We start from the raw sequence: 18,686 nt of genomic DNA, 5'->3' as shown, positions 1-18,686 counted from the left end.
GCATGATCGTGAACTCCCCGAGTGGTCCTGGTGCGCGGCCGATTGACTGGGTGATGTCACCGCGCGACCGCGCACCAGGACCACTCGGGGAGTTCACGATCATGCAGCTGGCATCGGCGAAGAAGGTACGGATCGGGGTACTGGCGGCAGCTCTGCTCGCCACGGTGTCACCCGCCGCACTGCCCCCGCTCACCTCCGCCGCCTCCGCCTCCGCCTCGGCCCCTGCCTCTGCCGCGGGCCCCGCCGCGCCCGGGAGCCGTACCGCGGATGGCGCCTACACCGAGGCCGATCTGCGGCGCGACCTGGCCGCGGTGCGGGAGGCCGCGGGCGGCGGGGCGAACGTGCTCGCCCGGGTCGACGGTGTGCCGGGCGGCCCGCTGCGGGCGCGGCTGGGCACGCGGGCGGCGGGCTCCGCCGCACCGGTGCCCTGGAACGCGCACTTCCGCACCGCCAGCACCACCAAGGCGTTCACCGCCGTGGTCGTCCTGCAACTCGCCGCCGAGAAGCGGTTGTCGCTGGATGACACCGTCGAGCGGTGGCTGCCCGGGGTGGTGCGGGGCAAGGGCAACGACGGCCGGCGGATCACGGTGCGCGATCTGCTCCGGCAGACCAGCGGCCTGTTCGACTACATGGACGATCCGGAGGTCCTGGAGCGGCTGTCGCTGCACTTCGACGAGAACCGCCACGACGCCACCCCGGCCGCCGACCTGGTGGCCGTGGCCATGCGCCACGAGCCGCTGTTCACCCCCGAGCGCGGCCGCACCCGGTGGGCGTACTCCAACACCAACTACCTGCTGGCCGCCATGGTCGCCGAGAAGGCCACCAGCACCGGGTGGCGGGAGTTGATCGAACACCGTGTGATCGGGAAGCTGGGGCTGCGGCAGACCTCGATCCCCGGACTGAACCCCTTCCTGCCGACCCCCCATGTCCGGGCCTACCTCACCGGACCCGACGGCAGCCGGCTGGACGTCACCGAGCACAGCTACCAGCACACCGCCGACTCCGGGGTGGTCAGCACCACCGCGGATCTGAACACCTTCTTCCGCGCCCTGGCCGGCGGCAGGCTGCTGCCCGCCGAGCAGTGGCGCGAGATGCGGCGGACGGTCGAGCGGACCGACGACCCCGACGACGTGGCGGAGATGCCCCAGGGCACCTACGGACTCGGCCTGCGCAAGACCCCGCTCAGCTGCGGCGGCTTCTACTACGGCCACGAGGGCGACGGCGTCGGCGTCAACACCCGGCCCGCCGTCAGCGCCGACGGCAGCCGGGCGGTGACCGTCTCGCTGAGCACGACCGCGAACTTCCCCGACCTGCCCACCCTCAACCGCGCCACCGGCGCCCTCATCGACCACGCGCTCTGCGCCCCCGGCCGCCCCTGACCCGCCACGGCACCCCGACCGGTACGGGCTGACAGGGAGCCCCGGCGCCGCCGGTGACCGGAAGGCGGTGCCGCGCGTCCGCTGTGGGCGGTATCACTGAACGATCAAATGGCCAGGGGGTTAGCATATGAGCGCCGCCTAGCTCGAAAGATAAATCTGTGACTGTCAACGAGGACTCGTTCACAAACTGGAAGGCTCGCGAGGAGATCGCCGAGTCGATGATCCCGATCATCGGGAAGCTGCACCGCGAGCGGGACGTCACCGTCCTGCTGCACAGCCGCTCCCTGGTGAACAAGTCGGTGGTCAGCATCCTCAAGAGCCACCGCTTCGCCCGGCAGATCGACGGTGAGGAGCTCTCGGTCACCGAGACGCTGCCGTTCCTGCGGGCCCTCACCACGCTCGATCTCGGGCCCTCCCAGATCGACATCGGCATGCTCGCCGCGATGTACAAGAAGGACGACCGCGGACTCGCGGTGGAGCAGTTCACCGCCGAGGCCGTCGCCGGCGCGACCGGTGACAACAAGATCGAGTGCCGCGCCGGGCGCGACGTCGTCCTCTACGGCTTCGGCCGTATCGGCCGCCTCGTCGCCCGCCTGCTGATCGAGAAGGCCGGCTCCGGCAACGGGCTGCGGCTGCGCGCCATCGTCGTGCGCAAGGGCGGTGCCCAGGACATCGTCAAGCGGGCCTCGCTGCTGCGCCGCGACTCCATCCACGGCCAGTTCCAGGGCACGATCACCGTTGACGAGGCGAACAGCACCATCGTCGCCAACGGCAACGAGATCAAGGTGATCTACGCCAACGACCCGTCGGAGGTCGACTACACGGCGTACGGCATCAAGGACGCCATCCTCATCGACAACACCGGCAAGTGGCGGGACCGCGAGGGCCTCTCGCAGCACCTGCGCCCGGGTATCGACAAGGTCGTGCTGACCGCTCCGGGCAAGGGCGACGTGCCCAACATCGTGCACGGCGTCAACCACGAGACGGTCAAGCCCGACGAGCAGATCCTGTCCTGCGCCTCCTGCACCACCAACGCCATCGTCCCGCCGCTGAAGGCCATGGCCGACGAGTACGGCGTGCTGCGTGGTCACGTGGAGACCGTCCACTCGTTCACCAACGACCAGAACCTGCTGGACAACTACCACAAGGCGGACCGTCGCGGTCGCTCCGCGCCGCTCAACATGGTGATCACCGAGACCGGTGCCGCCTCCGCCGTCGCCAAGGCGCTGCCCGACCTCCAGGCGCCGATCACCGGCAGTTCGATCCGCGTCCCGGTGCCGGACGTCTCGATCGCGATCCTCAGCCTGCGGCTCGGCCGTGAGACCACCCGCGAGGAGGTCCTGGACTACCTCCGCGATGTGTCGCTGACCTCGCCGCTCAAGCGCCAGATCGACTTCACCAACGCCCCCGACGCCGTCTCCAGCGACTTCATCGGCTCGCGGCACGCCTCGATCGTCGACGCCGGCGCCACCAAGGTCGACGGCGACAACGCGATCCTCTACCTCTGGTACGACAACGAGTTCGGCTACTCCTGCCAGGTCATCCGTGTCGTCCAGTACGTCTCCGGGGTGGAGTACCCGACCTTCCCGGCGCCGATGGTCTGATCCCCTCCCGATAGGGGGTCGGCCCCGCACCGACACGACCGCCGCCCAGGGCCTGGCCCTGGGCGGCGGTCTTCGTCTCCCGGCCCCCGCCCCGCGGGGGCGAGGGCCCGATGCCGGTGCCGGACGGTCCTCAGCGGGCGCTCATCCGCAGGGCGCCGTCCATCCGTATGGTCTCGCCGTTGAGGTAGTCGTGCTCGACGATCATGGTGACCAGGCGGGCGTACTCCCCGGGCGCGGCGAGCCGCTGCGGGTAGGTCACGGTCGCGGCGAGCGAGGCGCGCACCTCCTCGGTGAACCCCGCCATCATCGGGGTGTCCACGATGCCCGGGGCGATGGTCACCACGCGGATGCCGTGCCGGGCCAGGTCGCGGGCGGCGGTGATGGTCATGCCGGCGACACCCGCCTTGGAGGCGGCGTACGCGATCTGGCCGACCTGGCCCTCGAACGCGGCGACCGAGGCGGTGTTGACGACCACCCCGCGCCGGCCCTCGTCGTCCGGCTCGTGACGGGCCATCGACTCCGCGGCCAGCCGCATCACATTGAACGTGCCGAGCAGGTTGACGTTGAGCACGGTGCGGAACAGCTCGAGGTCATGCGGTCCCTTGCGGCCCAGGATGCGGGCCGAGGGCGCGATGCCCGCGCAGTTGACCGCCAGGCGCAACGGGGCGCCGTCGGCCTCGATACGGGCCAGCGCCTCGCGGACCGCCGCCTCCTCGGTGACGTCGGCGCCGAGCAGCGTGATGCCGTCCGGCCGCGGCCCCGCCTCGGCGACGGCCTTGGGCAGGTCCAGGCCGTAGACGCGGGCGCCGCGGTCGGCGAGTGCCGCCGCCGTGGCGGCACCCAGGCCCGAGGCGGCACCGGTGACCAGTGCCGCGGATCCGGCGATGTCCATGCGAGGCTCCTTGAAGTGTTCGCAGACAGGGGCGCGGAGAGCTTCCGCTGGGGGGTGGTTCACAGGCCGCGGCTGATGACCAGCCGCTGGATCTGGTTGGTGCCTTCGAAGATCTGCATGATCTTCGCTTCGCGCATGTAGCGCTCCACGGGGAAGTCCTGGGTGTAGCCGTATCCGCCGAGCACCTGCACGGCGTCCGTGGTGACCTTCATCGCCGCGTCGGTGGCGACCAGCTTGGCCACGCTGGCCTGGCGGCTGAACGGGTGCCCGGCGTCGCGGCGGCGGGCGGCGTCCAGATAGGTGGCGCGGGCCGAGTCGACCGCGGCGGCCATGTCGGCGAGCAGGAAGCCCAGGCCCTGGTGGTCGATGATCCGCCGGCCGAAGGTGGTGCGCTGCTTGGCGTACTCGACGGCCGCGTCCAGGGCCGCCTGGGCGAGCCCGGTGGCGCAGGCGGCGATGCCCAGGCGACCGGAGTCCAGGGCGCTGAGGGCGATCTGGAGGCCCTGGCCCTCGGTGCCGATGAGCCGGTCGGTGTCGAGCACCGCACCGTCCCAGTGCGCGGTGGTCGTGGGGACGGCGTGCAGGCCCATCTTCCGCTCGGGCTTGCCGAAGGACAGGCCCTCGGCGGTGCCGGGGGCCAGGAAGCAGGAGACGCCCTCCTTGCCCGGGGCGGTGCGGGCGAACAGCGCGTAGAAGTCCGCTCGCCCTCCGTGGGTGATCCACGCCTTGGTGCCGGTGATCCGGTAGCCGGCCTCGGTCCGTTCGGCCTTGCAGTTCAGCGACGCGGCGTCGGAACCGGCCTGGGGCTCGGAGAGGCTGTAGCCGCCGATCAGCTCGCCGGCGAGCATGGCGGGCAGCCAGCGCTCCTTCTGGGCCTGGGTGCCGAAGGTGCTCAGCGGGTGGCAGGCCAGGGTGTGGACGCTGGTGGCGACGGCCACGGCCGCCCAGCGGGCGGCCAGCTCCTCCAGCACCTGGAGGTAGACCTCGTACGGCTGCCCTCCGCCGCCGAACTCCTCCGGGTAGGCCAGTCCCAGCAGACCGGCCTGGCCGAGCGTGGCGAAGAGGCCCTCGGGGTAGGTGGCCGACTCCTCGTGCCCGGCGGCACGGGGAGCGAGCTCCCGGTCGGCGATGTCGCGGGTGAGGGCGAGGAGGTCGGCGGCCTCGGCGGTGGGCAGCAGGCGGTCGATTGCCATCACGACTCCTAGTGGTGCGTCCAAGCTGAAGCGGTACTTTAGGCGGTACGCCAGTACCGGTAAAGATAGTCCATCACGGTCCTGGGATACTGGCCAGGTGATCGAGACCTCAGGTGCCAGCAGTCCGAAGCCGACGGGCCGGGGGGCCGCCCGCCGGTCCGAGCTCTTCGACGACCTGGTGGCCCTGCTGATCAGCGAGGGATTCGCGGCGCTGACCCTGGACGATCTCGCCGCCCGGCTGCACTGCTCCAAGCGGACCCTGTACGGGCTCGCCGGCAGCAAGGAGCAGCTGGTCCGGGCCGTGGTGGTGGCCTTCTTCCGCCGCGCCACCGGCCGCGTCGAAGCCGCCCTGGCCGCGGAGACGGACCCCGCCGCCCGGCTGGCCGCCTACCTGGGGGCGGTGGCCGCCGAGCTGGCGCCGGTGTCCCCCCGGTTCTTCGACGACGTGGCGGCCTTCGAACCGGCCGCCGAGGTCTACGACCGCAACACCCGGGCCGCCGCCCGCAGGGTGCAGCAACTGATCGAGGAGGGCACGGCCGCCGGCGCCTTCCGCGAGGTGCACGTGGCGTTCGCCGCCGAGGTCATCTCCTCGGTGATGGTCCGCATCCAGCGGCGCCAGGTGGCGGCGGCCACCGGCCTGAGCGACGCGGAGGCCTACGCCCACCTCGCCGAACTGCTGCTGCACGGCCTGGCCCGCTGAAAAGGGACCGTCGGCCCGGGGAAATCGCCTGGCCGCCGCGGCCGTGCCCCCGGTACGGTCGGGGCTCCTGGCCGGCCGCACGGGCGGGCGGCTCCGTTCGGAGGACCCTTCCCATGACCAGCCGGCGAGCGACGACGACCCTGTGGCGCCCCACCGGCCCCGTGGAGTTGGAACTGCTCCGGCGACTGGACTGGCGCGCCTGGCCGCCTCGACTGCCCGAACAGCCCATCTTCTACCCGGTCCTCAACGAGGACTACGCGGTGCGGATCGCGCGGGACTGGAACGTCAGGCACGACGGAGCCGGCTTCGTCACCCGCTTCGAGGTCGACGCGGAGTTCCTGCGCCGCTATCCCGTCCGGCAGGCCGGCGGCAGCACGATCCTCGAACTGTGGGTGCCGGCCGAGGAACTCGACGAGTTCAACGCCCATATCGTCGGCAGGATCCAGCTGGTCCACGAGTTCCGCTGAGGCGCGGGGCGTACCGGTGCCCTGCGGCAGGTCGCGCGGATGACCGGAGGCCGCCGGCTGTGCTTGGATCCCCTGGTGAGCAGCGGGAGTTCAGTGTCCGGCGGTAACCGGCCGGAACGGCGGGTGCGGTGCAGGGTCGATGGCGACATGCCGGCATGTGTGGCGGTCCTCGCGGCCGTTCAGCGGCGCGACGGCTATCCGGTGAACTGGCCCGAGCGCCCCGGCGAGTGGCTGTCGGGCGCGTCCTCGCTGGGTGCCTGGGTCGCCGAACTCGAAGGCCGCCTGGTGGGCCATGTCGGACTGTCCCGCGGCGGGGAGGGCGATCTGGCGCCCGGACTCTGGAGCGGGCGCAACGGAGTGCGCCCGGACGCGACGGCGGTGCTCAGCCGGCTGTTCGTCGACCCCGGGGCCAGGGGGCGGGGCATCGGCGCCCTGCTGATCGGCCGGGCGGTGGAGGAGGCCCGGAGCCGCGGGCTGCACCCGGTGCTCGATGTGGTGGCGTCGGACACCGCCGCGACCGCACTGTACGAGCGGCTGGGCTGGGAGCGGCTGGCCACCGTCGAGCAGCGGTGGAGCCCGCGTCAGACGGTGGCGATCCACTGCTACGCGCTACCCGCGGTCGCCCCACACGGCCCCGGGCAGGGGTGAGAACCCCTGCCCGGCACTGCGGTTTCCGCGGTGAGGGGGTGGATCAGGGCTCGATCCACCGGTGGGCGCGCGCCAGGTCGTTGACGCAGCCGCGCACCTGGAGGAGCTGGGCGGCGGTGAGCGAGGGCACCGCCTTGAGCAGGGTCTCGGTCAGCTCGTGCCGGAACTCCTCGGCCGACAGCAGGTCGCACACCGAGTCATCGGGCTCGCCGTCGGCCGCCCGGGGCGCGATGGCCAGCGTCGGAACGGTCCGCACCGCGAGCGCGGCCTCGCTCGACTCCATGATGCGCACGTCGGACGCCTTCGGTCCGCGCTCACCCTCCTCGACCCGGAAGGTGACCCGCAGCCCGGGACGGAACAGGTACTTGTCGTCCAGCAGGTCATTGACGTGCATGAAGACGTCTTCCGTGCCGTTGTCCGGTGCGATGAACCCGTACCCGCGAACCTCGTCGAACCGGACAACCTTCCCCATGGTCATGGCAACCACCCCAACTCAACCCCAAACGACCTCGAAGAAACGCGCCGGCGAAGCCCGTCCTCGCGACGCTGGGCCTCAGACTACAAGCCGCGGCCTGCCGCCAACAGCCGTATGCGGCTCGCTCGCCGGGAGATCGGATACCGGGTGCCGGCGGTGCCAGGGGCGCCGGCGGGGCAGCCGATTCGAACACTGGAGTGACAGGAGAGGCCCCAGTACCCCTTATTCTGTGGCGCGTTGAGCGTCCATACGGGGTGAGCCGGGGGAACGGACCAGCATGACCAGCACTGACGGGGGCGACCGCGGCGGCCTCCTGGCGGGGATACGGCCGTTGGAGCCGGGCGACCCGCAGCGGATCGGGCCCTTCATGCTGCTGGGCCGGCTCGGCTCCGGCGGCATGGGCCGGGTGTTCCTGGCCCGGTCGGCGGGCGGGCGTACGGTGGCGGTCAAGGTGGTGCACGAGGAGCACGCCTCCAACGCCCAGTTCCGGGCCCGCTTCCGCCGGGAGATCGAGTCCGCCCGGCGCGTCGGCGAGCGCTACACGGCGCCGGTACTCGACGCGGACGCCGAAGCGTCCCCGCCATGGGTGGCCACGGGGTACGTGCCCGGCCCCTCCCTGGAACAGGTCGTCCGCGAGTACGGGCCGCTGCCCGTGGACTCCGTGCACGCGCTGGCCGACGGACTGCTGCGGGCCCTGAAGGACATCCACGCGGCCGGGATCGTGCACCGCGACCTGAAGCCGTCCAATGTGATGCTCACCGTCGCCGGCCCGCGGGTCATCGACTTCGGCATCGCGCGGGCCCTCGATGTCTCGGTGGAATCCCTGCTGACCAGCACCGGGATGGTCATCGGCTCGCCCGGCTTCATGTCGCCCGAGCAGATCCTCGGTCAGCAGGTGGGGACCGCCACCGATGTCTTCGCGCTCGGTTGCGTCCTGATGTACGCGTCCTGCGGTCGACTGCCCTTCGGGGGGCGGGGCGGGGTCAACCAGCACGCGGTGATGTACCAGATCGTGGAGGCCGAACCGGATCTGAGCGCGGTGCCGGACGAACCGCTGCGCGCCCTGATCTCCCGTTGCCTGGGGAAGGACCCCGCCCAGCGGCCGGGTGTGGCGGAGCTGCTGGCGGAGGCCGAGCGGATGCGCCCGGCCACCGAGGGCGGTTGGCTGCCCGGTCCACTCGTGGCCGAACTGGCCCAGCAGGCGGCCCTGCTGCTGGACGCGGAGGTGGCACCGCTGCGGGCGGAGGCCCCGGACGCGCAGGCCGCCGCCGACTCCTCCGAGAGCGCCGCCCCTGGCGCGTCCGAGCCCGGTGCCGATTCCTCCAAGGCCCGCCCCGGCGCGTCCGAGTCCGCCCCGAAGACCCCCGGGGCCGAGGCCGGCGCCCCCGACCGGGCCACCCTCGACCTGCGGCCCAAGGGCGCGTCCGAGGGGGAACCCGGGAAGGGGGCCGTATCGGAGCCGACGGCGCCCAAGGAGCCGGGGGAGGAGCCTGCGCCCAAGCCGACCGAGCCCGATGAGCCGGGGAAGGAGGCCGCACCGGAGCCCAGCGCGCCCAAGGAGCCGGGGAAGAAGTCCGCCCCCAAGTCCCCCGAACGCGCCCCGCGGTCCGAGCGGCGGCGCAGGCCGATGATCATCGGGGTCGTCGTGGTCGGCGTGGTGACGGTCGGCGGCGGCGCTGTGACGCTGCTCCCGCACATCGGGAGCCCGGAGGCGGCCCCGGGCAGCAGCAGTTCCGCCACCCCGCTCGCCCCTGAGGCGTCCGCCTCGCCGAGCCGGACGGCCCCGCACTCTCCCGCCGCGAAGAAGCCCGGGCAGGCCGACCGGGAGAAGGACAAGGAGCAGGACCAGGGCAAGGACACCGGTGGAACGGCCGGCGCGGACTCCGGCGGCGCCGCCTCGGGCAGCCGCGGCGGCGACACGGACTCCTCGCACGGCACCAAGCCCGGCGACTCCTCCGGCGGCGGCGACCCGGGCCCGTCCGGGGGCGGTGACGGACCGATCAAACGGCCCACCTCCAGCGGCACCAGGGTGCCCGCGTCCTTCGCCGGCACCTGGAAGCTGACCGGCACCTACTACTCCCAGCAGCCCGACAAGGTGGTCATCTCCCAGGTGAACACCGGCGAGCACGCGGTACGGCTGATCAGCGACGTCGTGGGCCACTGCGAGATGGTGGCCAGACTGGAGTCCGTGGCCCGCGACGGCAGCCGGATCGACATCGGCACCGCCTATGTGGACCAGGCCCGTTCCACCGGCATCTGCGCCAACGCCGACCCCTCGTACTTCGCCCTCGACGAACCCGCCGGCATCCGCCACGACGTGGGGCCCGCCCACGGCAAGGGGTACCACTACGAGCGGTCCGACTGAGCGCCCGGCCCGGCCGCCCGGGGCTCAGGCCCCGGGTGAGCGGTCCGTACGCCACCCGAACCACAGGCCGGTGGCGGCACAGACCAGGGCCGCGACCAGAAAGGCCCAGGACGCCCCGGCCGCCGTACCCAGGGTGAGCGGGGCGCCCATGGCGGCCACGCCGAGGCTCGCACCCGTCTGCCGTACCGCGTTGAGCAGCCCGCCCGCGGCGCCGCCCGCGCCCTGCGGGGCGGCGCTCACCACGGCGGTGACCAGGGCGGGCAGCGCGAAGGACACCCCGAGCCCGGTCAGCAGCAGACCCAGGGCCAGCCAGCCGTAGGGCGCCCCGGTCCGGGCGGCGACGGCCAGGCCCGCGGTGCCGGCGGCCAGCAGCGCCAACCCGCCGAGCACCGGGCGCCGCGGCCCCACCTTCGCAACGATCCTGCCGGTCAGCGGCGGATTCACGGCGAACGGCAATGTCAGGGGAAGGAAGGCCAACCCGGTGACCAGCGGTGTCATGCCGCGGTCCCGGAAGAGCAGCGGCAGGACGAACAGGCTGCCGGTGAGGGTGAAGTTCACCGCCGCGCCGGCGGCCAGCCCGGCCCGTACCCCGCCGGCGCGCAGCAGCACCCGGTCCAGGACGGGGGAGGTGCTGCGGGCCTCCAGCCGGAGGAAGACGGCGGCCGCGCCGATGGCACCGGCCAGCGAGAGCGCGGTATGCGCCCAGGCCCGCCCGCCGGCCGCGATCAGGGTGTCGGTGGCCAGCGCCAGGCATCCGCAGGCGGCGAGCTGGGCCGGCCAGTCCAACCGCCTGCCGCCCGGCGGGCAGTGCAGGCCGCGGGTCGCGGTCAGCGCCAGGACCAGGGCGCCCAGTGGGATGTTGACGAGGAAGACCGCCCGCCAGCCGGCGAGCTCGACCAGCGCACCGCCGGCCGGCGGACCGGCGGCCACCGCCGCGCCGCTGATCGACGCCCAGGTCGCCACGGCCCGGGCGTGCCGGCCGCGGTCCGGGTAGAGGCGGCCGATCAGCGCCAGCGAGGAGGGCACGCAGGCCGCCGCCGCCGCTCCCAGGGCGGTACGCACCGCGATCAGGGCGCCGACGGTGGGGGCCGCGGCGCACAGCGCGGAGCCCACCGCGAACAGGGCGATCCCGGCACGGAAGACCCGGTGGGCGCCCAGCCGGTCGGTGAGCGCCCCGGCCGACAGCAGCAGTGCGGCGAAGACCACCGTGTAGCCGGTGGTGGCCCACTGAAGTCCGGTCACGGAGGTGTCCAGGGAGCGCGCGAGATCCGGTTCGGCGACGGACAGCACGGTGGTGTCGAGCAGCACCATGAAGTAGCCGAGCGAGATCCCCAGGAGGGCCGGCCACGGGCGCGGTACGGCGGTGCCCGCACCGGGAGCGGCGGGCCGGGTGGCATGGTCGAGCGTCATGACCGGCACTGTGCGTCCGCGCCCCGGTCGGGCTCCACCGGAGCGGCCGTACACTCCCTTCGGAAGATCCGCACGCGGTCGGAGGGGAGCGGAAAGAGCAGTGGAGCTGCGGCAACTCCGTACCTTCGAGGCCGTGCTGAGGCACGGTACGGTCACCGAGGCCGCCCATGCGATCGGCCTGGCACCCTCGTCCGTCTCCGCCCAGATCCGGGAGCTGGAGAAGTCCCTGGGCATCGCTCTGTTCGACCGCACGCCCGGCGGGATGCGCGCCACCGGGGCGGGGGAGCGGATGGCGCACTGGGCCCGGAGGCTGCTGGAACAGGCCGAGCGGGCCGTCAGCGAGGTGCGCGGGTCTACCCGCACCCTGCGACTGGGCGCCCTGGAGACCATCGCCGCCACCTGTGTACCGGACGTGCTCCGACGGCTGGACCGGCGGCGACCCGGACTCCCGGTGGAGGTACGGGTCGCCACCAGCCGCGATCTGCTCCTGGCGGAGGTGCTGTCCGGCGAACTGGCCGCCGCCCTGCTCCTGGACCACGGCGCCGACCTGGGCGGTCTCGGCTTCCCGATCCCTCCGGGCCCGCTGGGCAGCCTGGACGTGGACACGGTCGCCCTGGACCTGGTCGCGGCCCCCGGCCACCGGCTGGTCGGCCGCCCGCTGGTCCCGGCCGACCTGGCGGGCGAGAACCTCCTGGTCAACGTGGCCGCCTGCTCCTTCCGACTCGCCGCCGACCGGCTGCTGGGGCCCGAGGTGCGCCGCGTGGACGCCGGCGGCGTCGCGGTGATGCGGGCCTGGGCGGAGCAGGGGCTGGGGATCGCGCTGCTGCCCCGGTTCGCGGTGGCCGAGGCCCTGCGCTCGGGCTACCTGGTCCGGCTCGGTCTCCCCGCCCCCGAGCTGCGGCTGAGGCTGGTGTGGAGCACCGCGCTGGAAGAGGCGCCGGAGGTCCGCGAGCTGCTGTACGCGGCCAGCGGCTGAGGCGGCCGATGCGCGGATGCGGCGGATGGGCGGATGCGGCCGTTGTGGCCAAAGTGACTGGAGCGGCTGAAGGGGTCCAGGATGCTGAGGGGCTTGAGGGGCTTGAGGGGCTTGAGGGGCTTGACGGGCTTGAGGGTTCCGAACGGGCCGACGGGGGGAGGCGAGCCCGGTCGGCCGTCGCCCGGTCGGGGCGACGCGCGAGGGAGAGCCCGGTAACGGATCCGCCGACGCGGCCCGGCATCGGCCCACTCCTGCGGCATCGGGTGGTACCGCCCGGTCCGCTCGTGCGGCATGGTGTCGTGTCCGGGTAGGTCAACTCCGCGTCCAGGAAGGTTGGTTCCGTGGATCAGGCATTCGGCTCCTACCAGAACGAGATCTACCTCAACGGGCTCGCCGGCATCCCGCCCCGGTACCCGATGGTCCACAGCGAGCTGGAGGCCGAGGCGCGGTCGGTGCTGCCGCCCGCGGTGTGGTCGTACGTGGCCGGGGGCGCCGGCGACGAGCACACCCAGCGGGCCAACACCGAGGCCTTCCACCGGTGGGGGCTGATCCCCAGGATGCTGGTCGGCGCCGCCCAACGCGATCTGTCCGTCGAACTGTTCGGGATGAACCTGCCGTCTCCGCTGCTCATGGCACCGATCGGCGTGCTCGGCATCTGCGCCGAGGACGGCCACGGCGATCTCGCGACGGCGCGCGCCGCCGCGCGCACCGGCGTACCGATGATCGCCTCCACCCTGTCCGCCGACCCTCTGGAGGAGGTCGCCGGGGAGTTCGGGACCACCCCTGGCTTCTACCAGCTCTACACCCCCAGGGACCGGGACCTGGCCGAGAGCCTGGTGCACCGGGCCGAGGCGGCCGGCTTCAAGGGCGTCGTGGTCACCCTCGACACCTGGGTGACCGGCTGGCGGCCGCGCGACCTGGCCCGGGGCAGCTTCCCCCAGCTGCACGGGCACTGCCTGGCCAACTACACCAGCGACCCGGTCTTCCGGGCGGGCCTGGACCGCGCTCCCGAAGAGGACCCGCAGGCCGCGGTGGTGAAGTGGACCCAGGTCTTCGGACACCCCCTCACCTGGGCAGACCTGCCCTGGCTGCGTTCGCTCAGCACCCTGCCGCTGATCGTGAAGGGGCTGTGCCACCCCGATGACGTACGACGCGCCAGGGACCTGGGGGTGGACGGCGTCTACTGCTCCAACCACGGTGGCCGCCAGGCCAACGGCGGCCTGCCCGCCCTCGACGCCCTGCCGGACGTGGTCGAGGCCGCGGACGGACTGCCGGTGCTCTTCGACTCGGGGATCCGCGGCGGCGCCGACATCGTCAAGGCGATCGCGCTGGGCGCCACCGCCGTGGCCGTCGGCCGGCCGTACGTCCACGGACTCGCCCTGGGCGGCACCGACGGGGTCGTGCACGTGCTGCGCTCACTGCTGGCGGAGGCCGACCTGATCATGGCCGTGGACGGCTACCCGAGCCTCGCCGACCTCACGCCGGAGGCGCTGCGGCGGGTGGGCTGACCGCGCCGGGCTCCCTCAGGGCGCGGTGGGCGCCAGCATCGTCAGGTAGATCCCGTAGCTCAGCGAGACCACCGCCAGCCCGCCCGCCAGTACCGCACCGGTGCGCACCCGTGCCCTGGCCAGGGCCAGCGCCGCCGGGAGCAGCAGCGTGAAGGCCGGCATCAGCAGGCGGGGGCGCGCCGAGAAGTAGCGGGTGCCGCCGAAGGCCATCACCGCCAGTACGAGGGCGTAGACCACGATCGGCAGCGGTGGCCGGTCCAGCACCAGCAGGATCAGCGCGAGCAGCGCCGCGAACAGCACGGCGATGGTGGTGAAGTAGGAGAGCCGTCCCCCGTCGAGGACCAGGTGCTGCCCGAAGCGGGTCGTGTAGCGGCCGAAGTCGAACGAGGTTCCCCACTGCCGCTGGACCTCGAAGTAGCCCAGGGGGCGGCCGACGCGCAGCCCCACCCAGGCGAGGTAGCCCACCCAGCCCATCGGGGCGATGGCGATCGCCAGCCATGGCCGCGGGCTGCGGCGGGTCCGCGGTTCCCGCGCCAGGGCGATGGCCGCGCCGACGACCACCGCCGCCGCGACCGCGATGCCATTGGGCCGGGCGAGACCGGCGAGCGCGGCGAGGCTGCCCGCCCACAGCCATCGGCGGGTGAGCACGCTGTACAGCGACCAGGCGGCCAGGGCGGTCAGCAGGGACTCGCTGTACGCCATGGTCTGCACGATCGCGTGCGGCAGCAGACCCCACAGGAGGACCAGGGCCACCCCCACCCGGTGCCCGTACAACCGCTCCCCGACCATGTACACACCCCAGGCGGCGAGGCCCGCGCAGACGAGCGCGACCAGCAGCCCGGCGGTGACCGTGCCGACCGGCAGCACGGTGGACACCGCTCGCTGCAGTGCCGGGAAGAGGGGGAAGAAGGCCAGGTCGTTGTAGACCCGGCCGGGATGCCGGGTGGAGATGATGACGGTCCCGTACCCGTGCTGGGCCACCCCGGCGTACCAGACGGCGTCCCAGGAGTGCCCGAGCACCGTGCGCGGATGCCGTTCGGTGAGCAGCGCGCAGACCGCGACCACGATCATCCCGGCCAGCCGTACCGCGGCGTAGAGGCCCAGCGCGGGCAGGGCGCGGGCGAAGGCGCCACGGGCGCGGTCCACGTTCTTGCGCGCTGATTCCCTGGTGCCGAGCAGGGACGCTGCAGGCACAGCCACCTCCGCCGACCGCTTGAAGAGGGCATCGCGGCCCGCGGCGCACCGCACCCGGGCCGACCCGCTCTCGATCATGCGGGCTGTCCCGGCGGCCCGCCATCGCAGGCCGCCGGACGGGTCTAGGTCCTGACCGGCCGGGCAGGGAACCCGCGGCGGGTCAGGTGGAGAACCACGGGCCGAGCCGGGACGCACGCAGACGCCGTACGGCCGGAGCGGCCCGGCGCGCCGCGCGGCCCACCGCCCAGCCGGTGACCGCGCCCACCAGCAGGCCGACCGCGACGTCATGGGGGTAGTGCGCGCCCACCCACACCCGGGAGACCCCCATCAGCAGCGCCGTGAGGACCGCGACCGCGCCCAGCCGGCGGTCGGCCAGCAGCAGGGCCACCGCCGCGGCCGCGGCGATCGCGGTGTGGTTGCTGGGGAAGGACCAGTCACCCGGCGCCGGGCAGGCCTCCAGGGTGACGGTGTGCAGGGTCTGGCAGGGGCGCTGCTCCCGTACCAGGGCCTTGATCACGTCATTGAGGCCGAAGGCGGCGGCCGCGGCCAGCGGGGCGGACAGGGCCGCGGCCATCCGGGCCGCGTCGTCGCTGCGGGCCCGCCACCAGCCGGCCGCCATCAGCACCGCGAGCAGGACCAGTCCCGCGGTGGACCAGGCGGCCAGTGGATCGCTCAGCAGTCCCGGCGCGTGCCGGGCCAGATCGGTGACCTCGGTGTACAGCGAGCCGTCGACGGAGGCGCCGTCGAGGGCGAGCGGGGTCGGCGCCGGGCCGACGGGGGCGAGGGGGCTCACGGCCGCTCCCGCAGGGCGGAACCGGTGGCGGCCCCGGCGGCTCGCCCGCGGGAGCGCCGCAGCTCCAGGGCGAGCGGGATCAGCGACAGCGCGACCACCACGGCCACCACGGGCAGCAGGTACCGGTCGACGCTCGGCACCGAGGAGCCGAGCGCGTAGCCGCCGAGCACCAGCCCGACCGTCCACACCAGCCCGCCCGCCAGCTGCCAGAGCGCGAAGGTGCGGGCCGGCACGCCGAGCGCCCCGGCCAGCGGGTTGAGCACGGTACGCACCACGGGCACGAACCGCGCCAGGACCACCGCCCTGGCGTGGCCGTACCGGTCCAGCAGCTCCAACGCCCGCTCGGCGCCCTCGTGCAGGCGCCGGTTGCGGCTGCGGGCCAGCAGCGCGGTCCCGCCCCGCCTGCCCAGCCAGAAGCCGGTCTGCGCGCCGAGCAGCGCCCCGGCCGCGGCCGCGACCAGCACCTGGGGCAGCGCCAGGTGCGTGGTGCGCCCCCCGCCGTCCACGCAGAGCAGCCCCGCGGTGAACAGCAGCGAGTCGCCCGGCAGGAAGAACCCCACCAGGAGACCGGTCTCGGCGAACAGTACGACGGCGATGCCCAGTGCCCCGAACGAGGACAGCAGCGACCCCGCGTCGAGGAGGTTCACCGCCAGTGGTGCGGAGGCGGACAGAGGTACGGCCATGGGGCGGGCCTCTCATAATGGGGTCGCGGGAGGGGCCTGTGCGCCCATCCGACTGACGACAATCATGTAGACGGTCTACGTTACTGTAGACGGACAGGGCGGAGGGAGTCGCGCATGCCGGAAGCGACCGCGGGACGGCGGCCGTCGGGCGAGCTGGAGGCGAGCGTCCTGGCGGCGCTGTGGGCGGCCGGAGCGCCGCTCACCCCGGCCGAGGTCCAGCGGGTGCTCGGCCAGGACCTGGCCCGTACCACGGTCACCACGATCCTGACCCGGCTGCATGAGAAGGGCGCCGTGGCCCGCACCCGGCAGGGCCGCGGCTACGCCTACACCCCCACCCAGGACTCACCGGGACTGCGCGCCGACCGGATGCGCCGCGAACTGGAGAAGGACGAGGACCGGCGGACCGTGCTGGCCCGCTTCGTCTCCGGGCTGAGCGAGGACGACGAACGCCTGCTGCGCACGCTGCTCGACGGCGCCGACGGCGCCGACGGCCCCGCGCCGGGGAGCATCCGATGATCTACGCCATCTGGGCACCGCTGCTGGTCCCCTTCCTCGCCGTGCCGGTGGCCCGGCGACTGGCGCCGCTCCTCGCCCCGCGCGCCGCCGCCTGGCTGCTGGCGGTCAGCGGCGCCGTCCTGGCCGGCTGCACCACCGCCGCCCTCGGCCTGCTGGCCCTGGAGGGCGCGCTCCGCCTGCGGCCGGTGGCATCGCTGGGCCGGCTGCGGCTCCCGCTGCTGGCCGACGGCGTGGCGGCGTCCCCGCCGGTGGCGGCCCTCGCCCTGGCGCTGCTGGCGGCCACCGCGGTCGCCGCCTGCCGGCTCCTCCTCCGCCTGCTACGGGAGTGGGTGGCCGCCCGGCGGCACGCCCCGGCCGGCGGCGGAGGCGACCTCTCGGTGATCGACGACGGCCATCCGGACGCCTTCGCGCTGCCCGGCCGCCCGGGCCGGATCGTGGTCACCGCCGGGATGCTGCGCGCCCTGGACCCGGCCGAACGGGAAGCGCTCTTCGCCCATGAACGCGCCCACCTGGCCGGCCGGCACCACCTCTTCCTGGCCCTGGCGGACCTCGTGGCCGTCTGCCACCCGGTGCTGCGGGGGTTGCGCGCCCCGCTGGGGTACGCCCTGGAGCGCTGGGCCGACGAGGCCGCGGCGCGGGCCGTCGGCGACCGGACCCTGACCGCCCGGGCGATCGCCCGGGCGGCGCTCGCCACCCGCGCCGCCGAGGGCTCGGGCAGCGCCCACCGCCGCCCCCGGTTCGCCGTCGCCGCCACCACCGGACCGGTGCCCCGCCGGGTGGCGGCACTGCTGGGCACCGGAGAGCCCGCCCGGCCGCGCTCGCGGGCGCTGCGCCGGGTGGCCGCCGCGGCGATCGCCGGATGCCTGGTGTTCTCGGTCGGCGCCGCCCTGGACGCGGCCACCGATCTGCACGGCAGCATCGAGGTGGCGCAGGCCGCACCCGAGCATCCCTGAGCCTTCTCGGCAAGCCGGGAGACCGCGCCGGCGGCTCCCGAGGGGTGAACCGCGCCGGTGACGCCTTCCGCTCGGCGGCGGAGGGCGCGGACGTGTGGCCGGGGCCTCTCGTCCTCACCCGTCCGGCCCATCGGCCTGCCGCCGTCTCCGTATCGCGAGCGCCGCGCGGACCGCCCCAGCGCGGTCAGGCGGGTGCCGCTCGGTCGGCGCTACGGCCCCTTCCCCGGCCAGCGTCTTCGGGCGGTGGCGAGAATACTGGGCCGAAACGGGCCGAATCATCCGCCGAACTCGCGGAGGTGCGGGGATGCGCGACGACGCCGACAACGACGAGGGCCCCGTCGAGGAGCCCGAACCGCGCGACGAGGACGAGGCCGAGGGCCCCGACGAGTACGCCGATTACGGGCCGTACGGCGACGAGGACGAGTACGAGGACGAGTACGAGGACGAGGACGAGTACGAGGGCGCGGGCGCGGGCGGCGAGGCGGAGGACGCCGCCTACGAGGGCACCGTCGTCCCGGGGGAGGCGGCGGTCCGCAAGAGCGGGGCCGACTCGGCGCCCGACGTCTTCCTCGACGTCCCGCTGCTGAAGGTCGACCAGATCGACCTGGACGTGGAGGACCTGCGGGCCCATGTCTCGCTCCAGGCCGAGGTGCTGGACCTGCTGAAGCTGAACGTGGGCGCCGACGTCTCCCTCGGGCGGGTGCACCTGGGCATCTCGGGCGTGGAGGCGCAGGCCCAGCTCAAGGTGAGGCTGGACAACGTCGCGTTGATCATCAACCGGGTGCTCACCACCCTCGACCGCAACCCCCGGATCCTGGAGGAGCTGGCGGGTGGCCTCGGTTCGGCCGTACGGGACGTGGGCGGCGGTGCCGGGCACGCCGTCGGCGAGATCGGCACCGGGGCGGGGAGGGCCGTGGAGGACGTGGGCCG

17 protein-coding genes and 1 pseudogene are annotated in these 18,686 nt (G+C 73.8%); 11 read left to right on the top strand and 7 right to left on the bottom strand.

Annotation, left to right across the window (positions count from 1 at the left end; all coding sequences use genetic code 11):
* Positions 1 to 101: 101 nt before the first annotated feature.
* Together E4099_RS13510 and E4099_RS13505 are read left to right on the top strand one after the other, a co-directional pair.
* Positions 102 to 1,379 (top strand): serine hydrolase domain-containing protein, encoded by a 1,278-nt coding sequence (locus E4099_RS13510; RefSeq protein WP_135339275.1) that lies wholly within the window; start codon positions 102 to 104, stop codon positions 1,377 to 1,379.
* A 158-nt stretch (positions 1,380 to 1,537) separates the two neighbouring features.
* Positions 1,538 to 2,983 carry a glyceraldehyde-3-phosphate dehydrogenase gene (locus E4099_RS13505; RefSeq protein WP_135339274.1) on the top strand — a complete coding sequence of 482 codons (1,446 nt, stop codon included), beginning with the start codon at positions 1,538 to 1,540 and terminating at the stop codon, positions 2,981 to 2,983.
* A 130-nt stretch (positions 2,984 to 3,113) separates the two neighbouring features.
* On the opposite strand, the gene E4099_RS13500 is transcribed toward E4099_RS13505, so the two are convergent.
* On the bottom strand, positions 3,114 to 3,875 hold the full coding sequence (locus E4099_RS13500) for an SDR family NAD(P)-dependent oxidoreductase (protein ID WP_135339273.1): 762 nt from the start codon (positions 3,873 to 3,875) through the stop codon (positions 3,114 to 3,116).
* Between the two features lie 59 nt (positions 3,876 to 3,934).
* The gene (locus tag E4099_RS13495; protein ID WP_135339272.1) at positions 3,935 to 5,068 is read right to left on the bottom strand and encodes an acyl-CoA dehydrogenase family protein; all 1,134 of its coding nucleotides are present in this window, start codon (positions 5,066 to 5,068) and stop codon (positions 3,935 to 3,937) included.
* Between the two features lie 97 nt (positions 5,069 to 5,165).
* Between E4099_RS13495 and E4099_RS13490 the strand changes: the two genes are divergently transcribed.
* The 3 genes from E4099_RS13490 to E4099_RS13480 all read left to right on the top strand — a co-directional run bounded on the left by E4099_RS13490 (position 5,166) and on the right by E4099_RS13480 (position 6,883).
* The gene (locus tag E4099_RS13490) at positions 5,166 to 5,768 is read left to right on the top strand and encodes a TetR/AcrR family transcriptional regulator (RefSeq protein WP_135339271.1); all 603 of its coding nucleotides are present in this window, start codon (positions 5,166 to 5,168) and stop codon (positions 5,766 to 5,768) included.
* Positions 5,769 to 5,881: 113 nt separating this feature from the next.
* A complete protein-coding gene (locus tag E4099_RS13485) occupies positions 5,882 to 6,235 on the top strand; it encodes an ADP-ribosylation/crystallin J1 (RefSeq protein ID WP_135339270.1) in 354 nt (117 codons plus the stop codon).
* 147 nt (positions 6,236 to 6,382) lie between these two features.
* The gene (locus tag E4099_RS13480; protein WP_245244809.1) at positions 6,383 to 6,883 is read left to right on the top strand and encodes a GNAT family N-acetyltransferase; all 501 of its coding nucleotides are present in this window, start codon (positions 6,383 to 6,385) and stop codon (positions 6,881 to 6,883) included.
* A 43-nt stretch (positions 6,884 to 6,926) separates the two neighbouring features.
* Here the strand turns inward: E4099_RS13480 and E4099_RS13475 are convergent, their stop codons facing one another.
* Positions 6,927 to 7,361, bottom strand: a complete 435-nt coding sequence (locus tag E4099_RS13475; RefSeq protein WP_135339269.1) for a cold-shock protein — start codon at positions 7,359 to 7,361, stop codon at positions 6,927 to 6,929.
* Between the two features lie 274 nt (positions 7,362 to 7,635).
* Between E4099_RS13475 and E4099_RS13470 the strand changes: the two genes are divergently transcribed.
* On the top strand, positions 7,636 to 9,723 hold the full coding sequence (locus E4099_RS13470) for a serine/threonine-protein kinase (RefSeq protein WP_135339268.1): 2,088 nt from the start codon (positions 7,636 to 7,638) through the stop codon (positions 9,721 to 9,723).
* Between the two features lie 24 nt (positions 9,724 to 9,747).
* On the opposite strand, the gene E4099_RS13465 is transcribed toward E4099_RS13470, so the two are convergent.
* Positions 9,748 to 11,133, bottom strand: coding sequence for an MFS transporter (locus E4099_RS13465; protein ID WP_135339267.1), 1,386 nt, complete (start codon positions 11,131 to 11,133; stop codon positions 9,748 to 9,750).
* A gap of 100 nt (positions 11,134 to 11,233) precedes the next feature.
* On the opposite strand from E4099_RS13465, the gene E4099_RS13460 reads away from it, so the two are divergent.
* Together E4099_RS13460 and E4099_RS13455 are read left to right on the top strand one after the other, a co-directional pair.
* Complete coding sequence (locus tag E4099_RS13460; protein WP_135339266.1) at positions 11,234 to 12,109, top strand: LysR family transcriptional regulator; 876 nt, start codon at positions 11,234 to 11,236, stop codon at positions 12,107 to 12,109.
* Positions 12,110 to 12,450: 341 nt separating this feature from the next.
* The gene (locus E4099_RS13455) at positions 12,451 to 13,617 is read left to right on the top strand and encodes an alpha-hydroxy-acid oxidizing protein (RefSeq protein WP_135339265.1); all 1,167 of its coding nucleotides are present in this window, start codon (positions 12,451 to 12,453) and stop codon (positions 13,615 to 13,617) included.
* 15 nt (positions 13,618 to 13,632) lie between these two features.
* Here the strand turns inward: E4099_RS13455 and E4099_RS13450 are convergent, their stop codons facing one another.
* From E4099_RS13450 to E4099_RS13440, 3 genes are all read right to left on the bottom strand, one after another.
* Positions 13,633 to 14,811, bottom strand: a complete 1,179-nt coding sequence (locus tag E4099_RS13450) for a glycosyltransferase family 39 protein (protein ID WP_167828368.1) — start codon at positions 14,809 to 14,811, stop codon at positions 13,633 to 13,635.
* Positions 14,812 to 14,971: 160 nt separating this feature from the next.
* Positions 14,972 to 15,604 carry a phosphatase PAP2 family protein gene (locus E4099_RS13445; protein ID WP_135339263.1) on the bottom strand — a complete coding sequence of 211 codons (633 nt, stop codon included), beginning with the start codon at positions 15,602 to 15,604 and terminating at the stop codon, positions 14,972 to 14,974.
* Positions 15,601 to 16,287: a DedA family protein gene (locus tag E4099_RS13440; protein ID WP_135339262.1), complete on the bottom strand. Its 687-nt coding sequence runs from the start codon at positions 16,285 to 16,287 to the stop codon at positions 15,601 to 15,603. The genes E4099_RS13445 and E4099_RS13440 overlap by 4 nt, the downstream gene beginning before the upstream one ends.
* 114 nt (positions 16,288 to 16,401) lie before the next feature.
* On the opposite strand from E4099_RS13440, the gene E4099_RS13435 reads away from it, so the two are divergent.
* From E4099_RS13435 to E4099_RS13425, 3 genes and pseudogenes are all read left to right on the top strand, one after another.
* On the top strand, positions 16,402 to 16,803 hold the full coding sequence (locus E4099_RS13435) for a BlaI/MecI/CopY family transcriptional regulator (RefSeq protein ID WP_135339261.1): 402 nt from the start codon (positions 16,402 to 16,404) through the stop codon (positions 16,801 to 16,803).
* A complete protein-coding gene (locus E4099_RS13430) occupies positions 16,800 to 17,756 on the top strand; it encodes a M56 family metallopeptidase (RefSeq protein ID WP_135339260.1) in 957 nt (318 codons plus the stop codon). The genes E4099_RS13435 and E4099_RS13430 overlap by 4 nt, the downstream gene beginning before the upstream one ends.
* A gap of 304 nt (positions 17,757 to 18,060) precedes the next feature.
* Positions 18,061 to 18,686: pseudogene (locus tag E4099_RS13425) on the top strand (hypothetical protein); the annotation flags it as partial.

The organism is Streptomyces palmae, assembly GCF_004684805.1.
Classification (GTDB): domain Bacteria; phylum Actinomycetota; class Actinomycetes; order Streptomycetales; family Streptomycetaceae; genus Streptomyces; species Streptomyces palmae.
This window is presented reverse-complemented; position numbering and strand designations above follow the sequence as displayed.

Bases quoted from the DNA above. Each gene is read 5' to 3' on its own strand.
- E4099_RS13440 (WP_135339262.1), bottom strand. From the start codon at position 16,287: ATGGCCGTACCTCTGTCCGCCTCCGCACCACTGGCGGTGAACCTCCTC.
- E4099_RS13435 (WP_135339261.1), top strand. From the start codon at position 16,402: ATGCCGGAAGCGACCGCGGGACGGCGGCCGTCGGGCGAGCTGGAGGCG.
- E4099_RS13430 (WP_135339260.1), top strand. From the start codon at position 16,800: ATGATCTACGCCATCTGGGCACCGCTGCTGGTCCCCTTCCTCGCCGTG.
- E4099_RS13510 (WP_135339275.1), top strand. From the start codon at position 102: ATGCAGCTGGCATCGGCGAAGAAGGTACGGATCGGGGTACTGGCGGCA.
- E4099_RS13485 (WP_135339270.1), top strand. From the start codon at position 5,882: ATGACCAGCCGGCGAGCGACGACGACCCTGTGGCGCCCCACCGGCCCC.
- E4099_RS13465 (WP_135339267.1), bottom strand. From the start codon at position 11,133: ATGACGCTCGACCATGCCACCCGGCCCGCCGCTCCCGGTGCGGGCACC.
- E4099_RS13470 (WP_135339268.1), top strand. From the start codon at position 7,636: ATGACCAGCACTGACGGGGGCGACCGCGGCGGCCTCCTGGCGGGGATA.
- E4099_RS13500 (WP_135339273.1), bottom strand. From the start codon at position 3,875: ATGGACATCGCCGGATCCGCGGCACTGGTCACCGGTGCCGCCTCGGGC.
- E4099_RS13475 (WP_135339269.1), bottom strand. From the start codon at position 7,361: ATGACCATGGGGAAGGTTGTCCGGTTCGACGAGGTTCGCGGGTACGGG.
- E4099_RS13495 (WP_135339272.1), bottom strand. From the start codon at position 5,068: ATGGCAATCGACCGCCTGCTGCCCACCGCCGAGGCCGCCGACCTCCTC.
- E4099_RS13480 (WP_245244809.1), top strand. From the start codon at position 6,383: ATGCCGGCATGTGTGGCGGTCCTCGCGGCCGTTCAGCGGCGCGACGGC.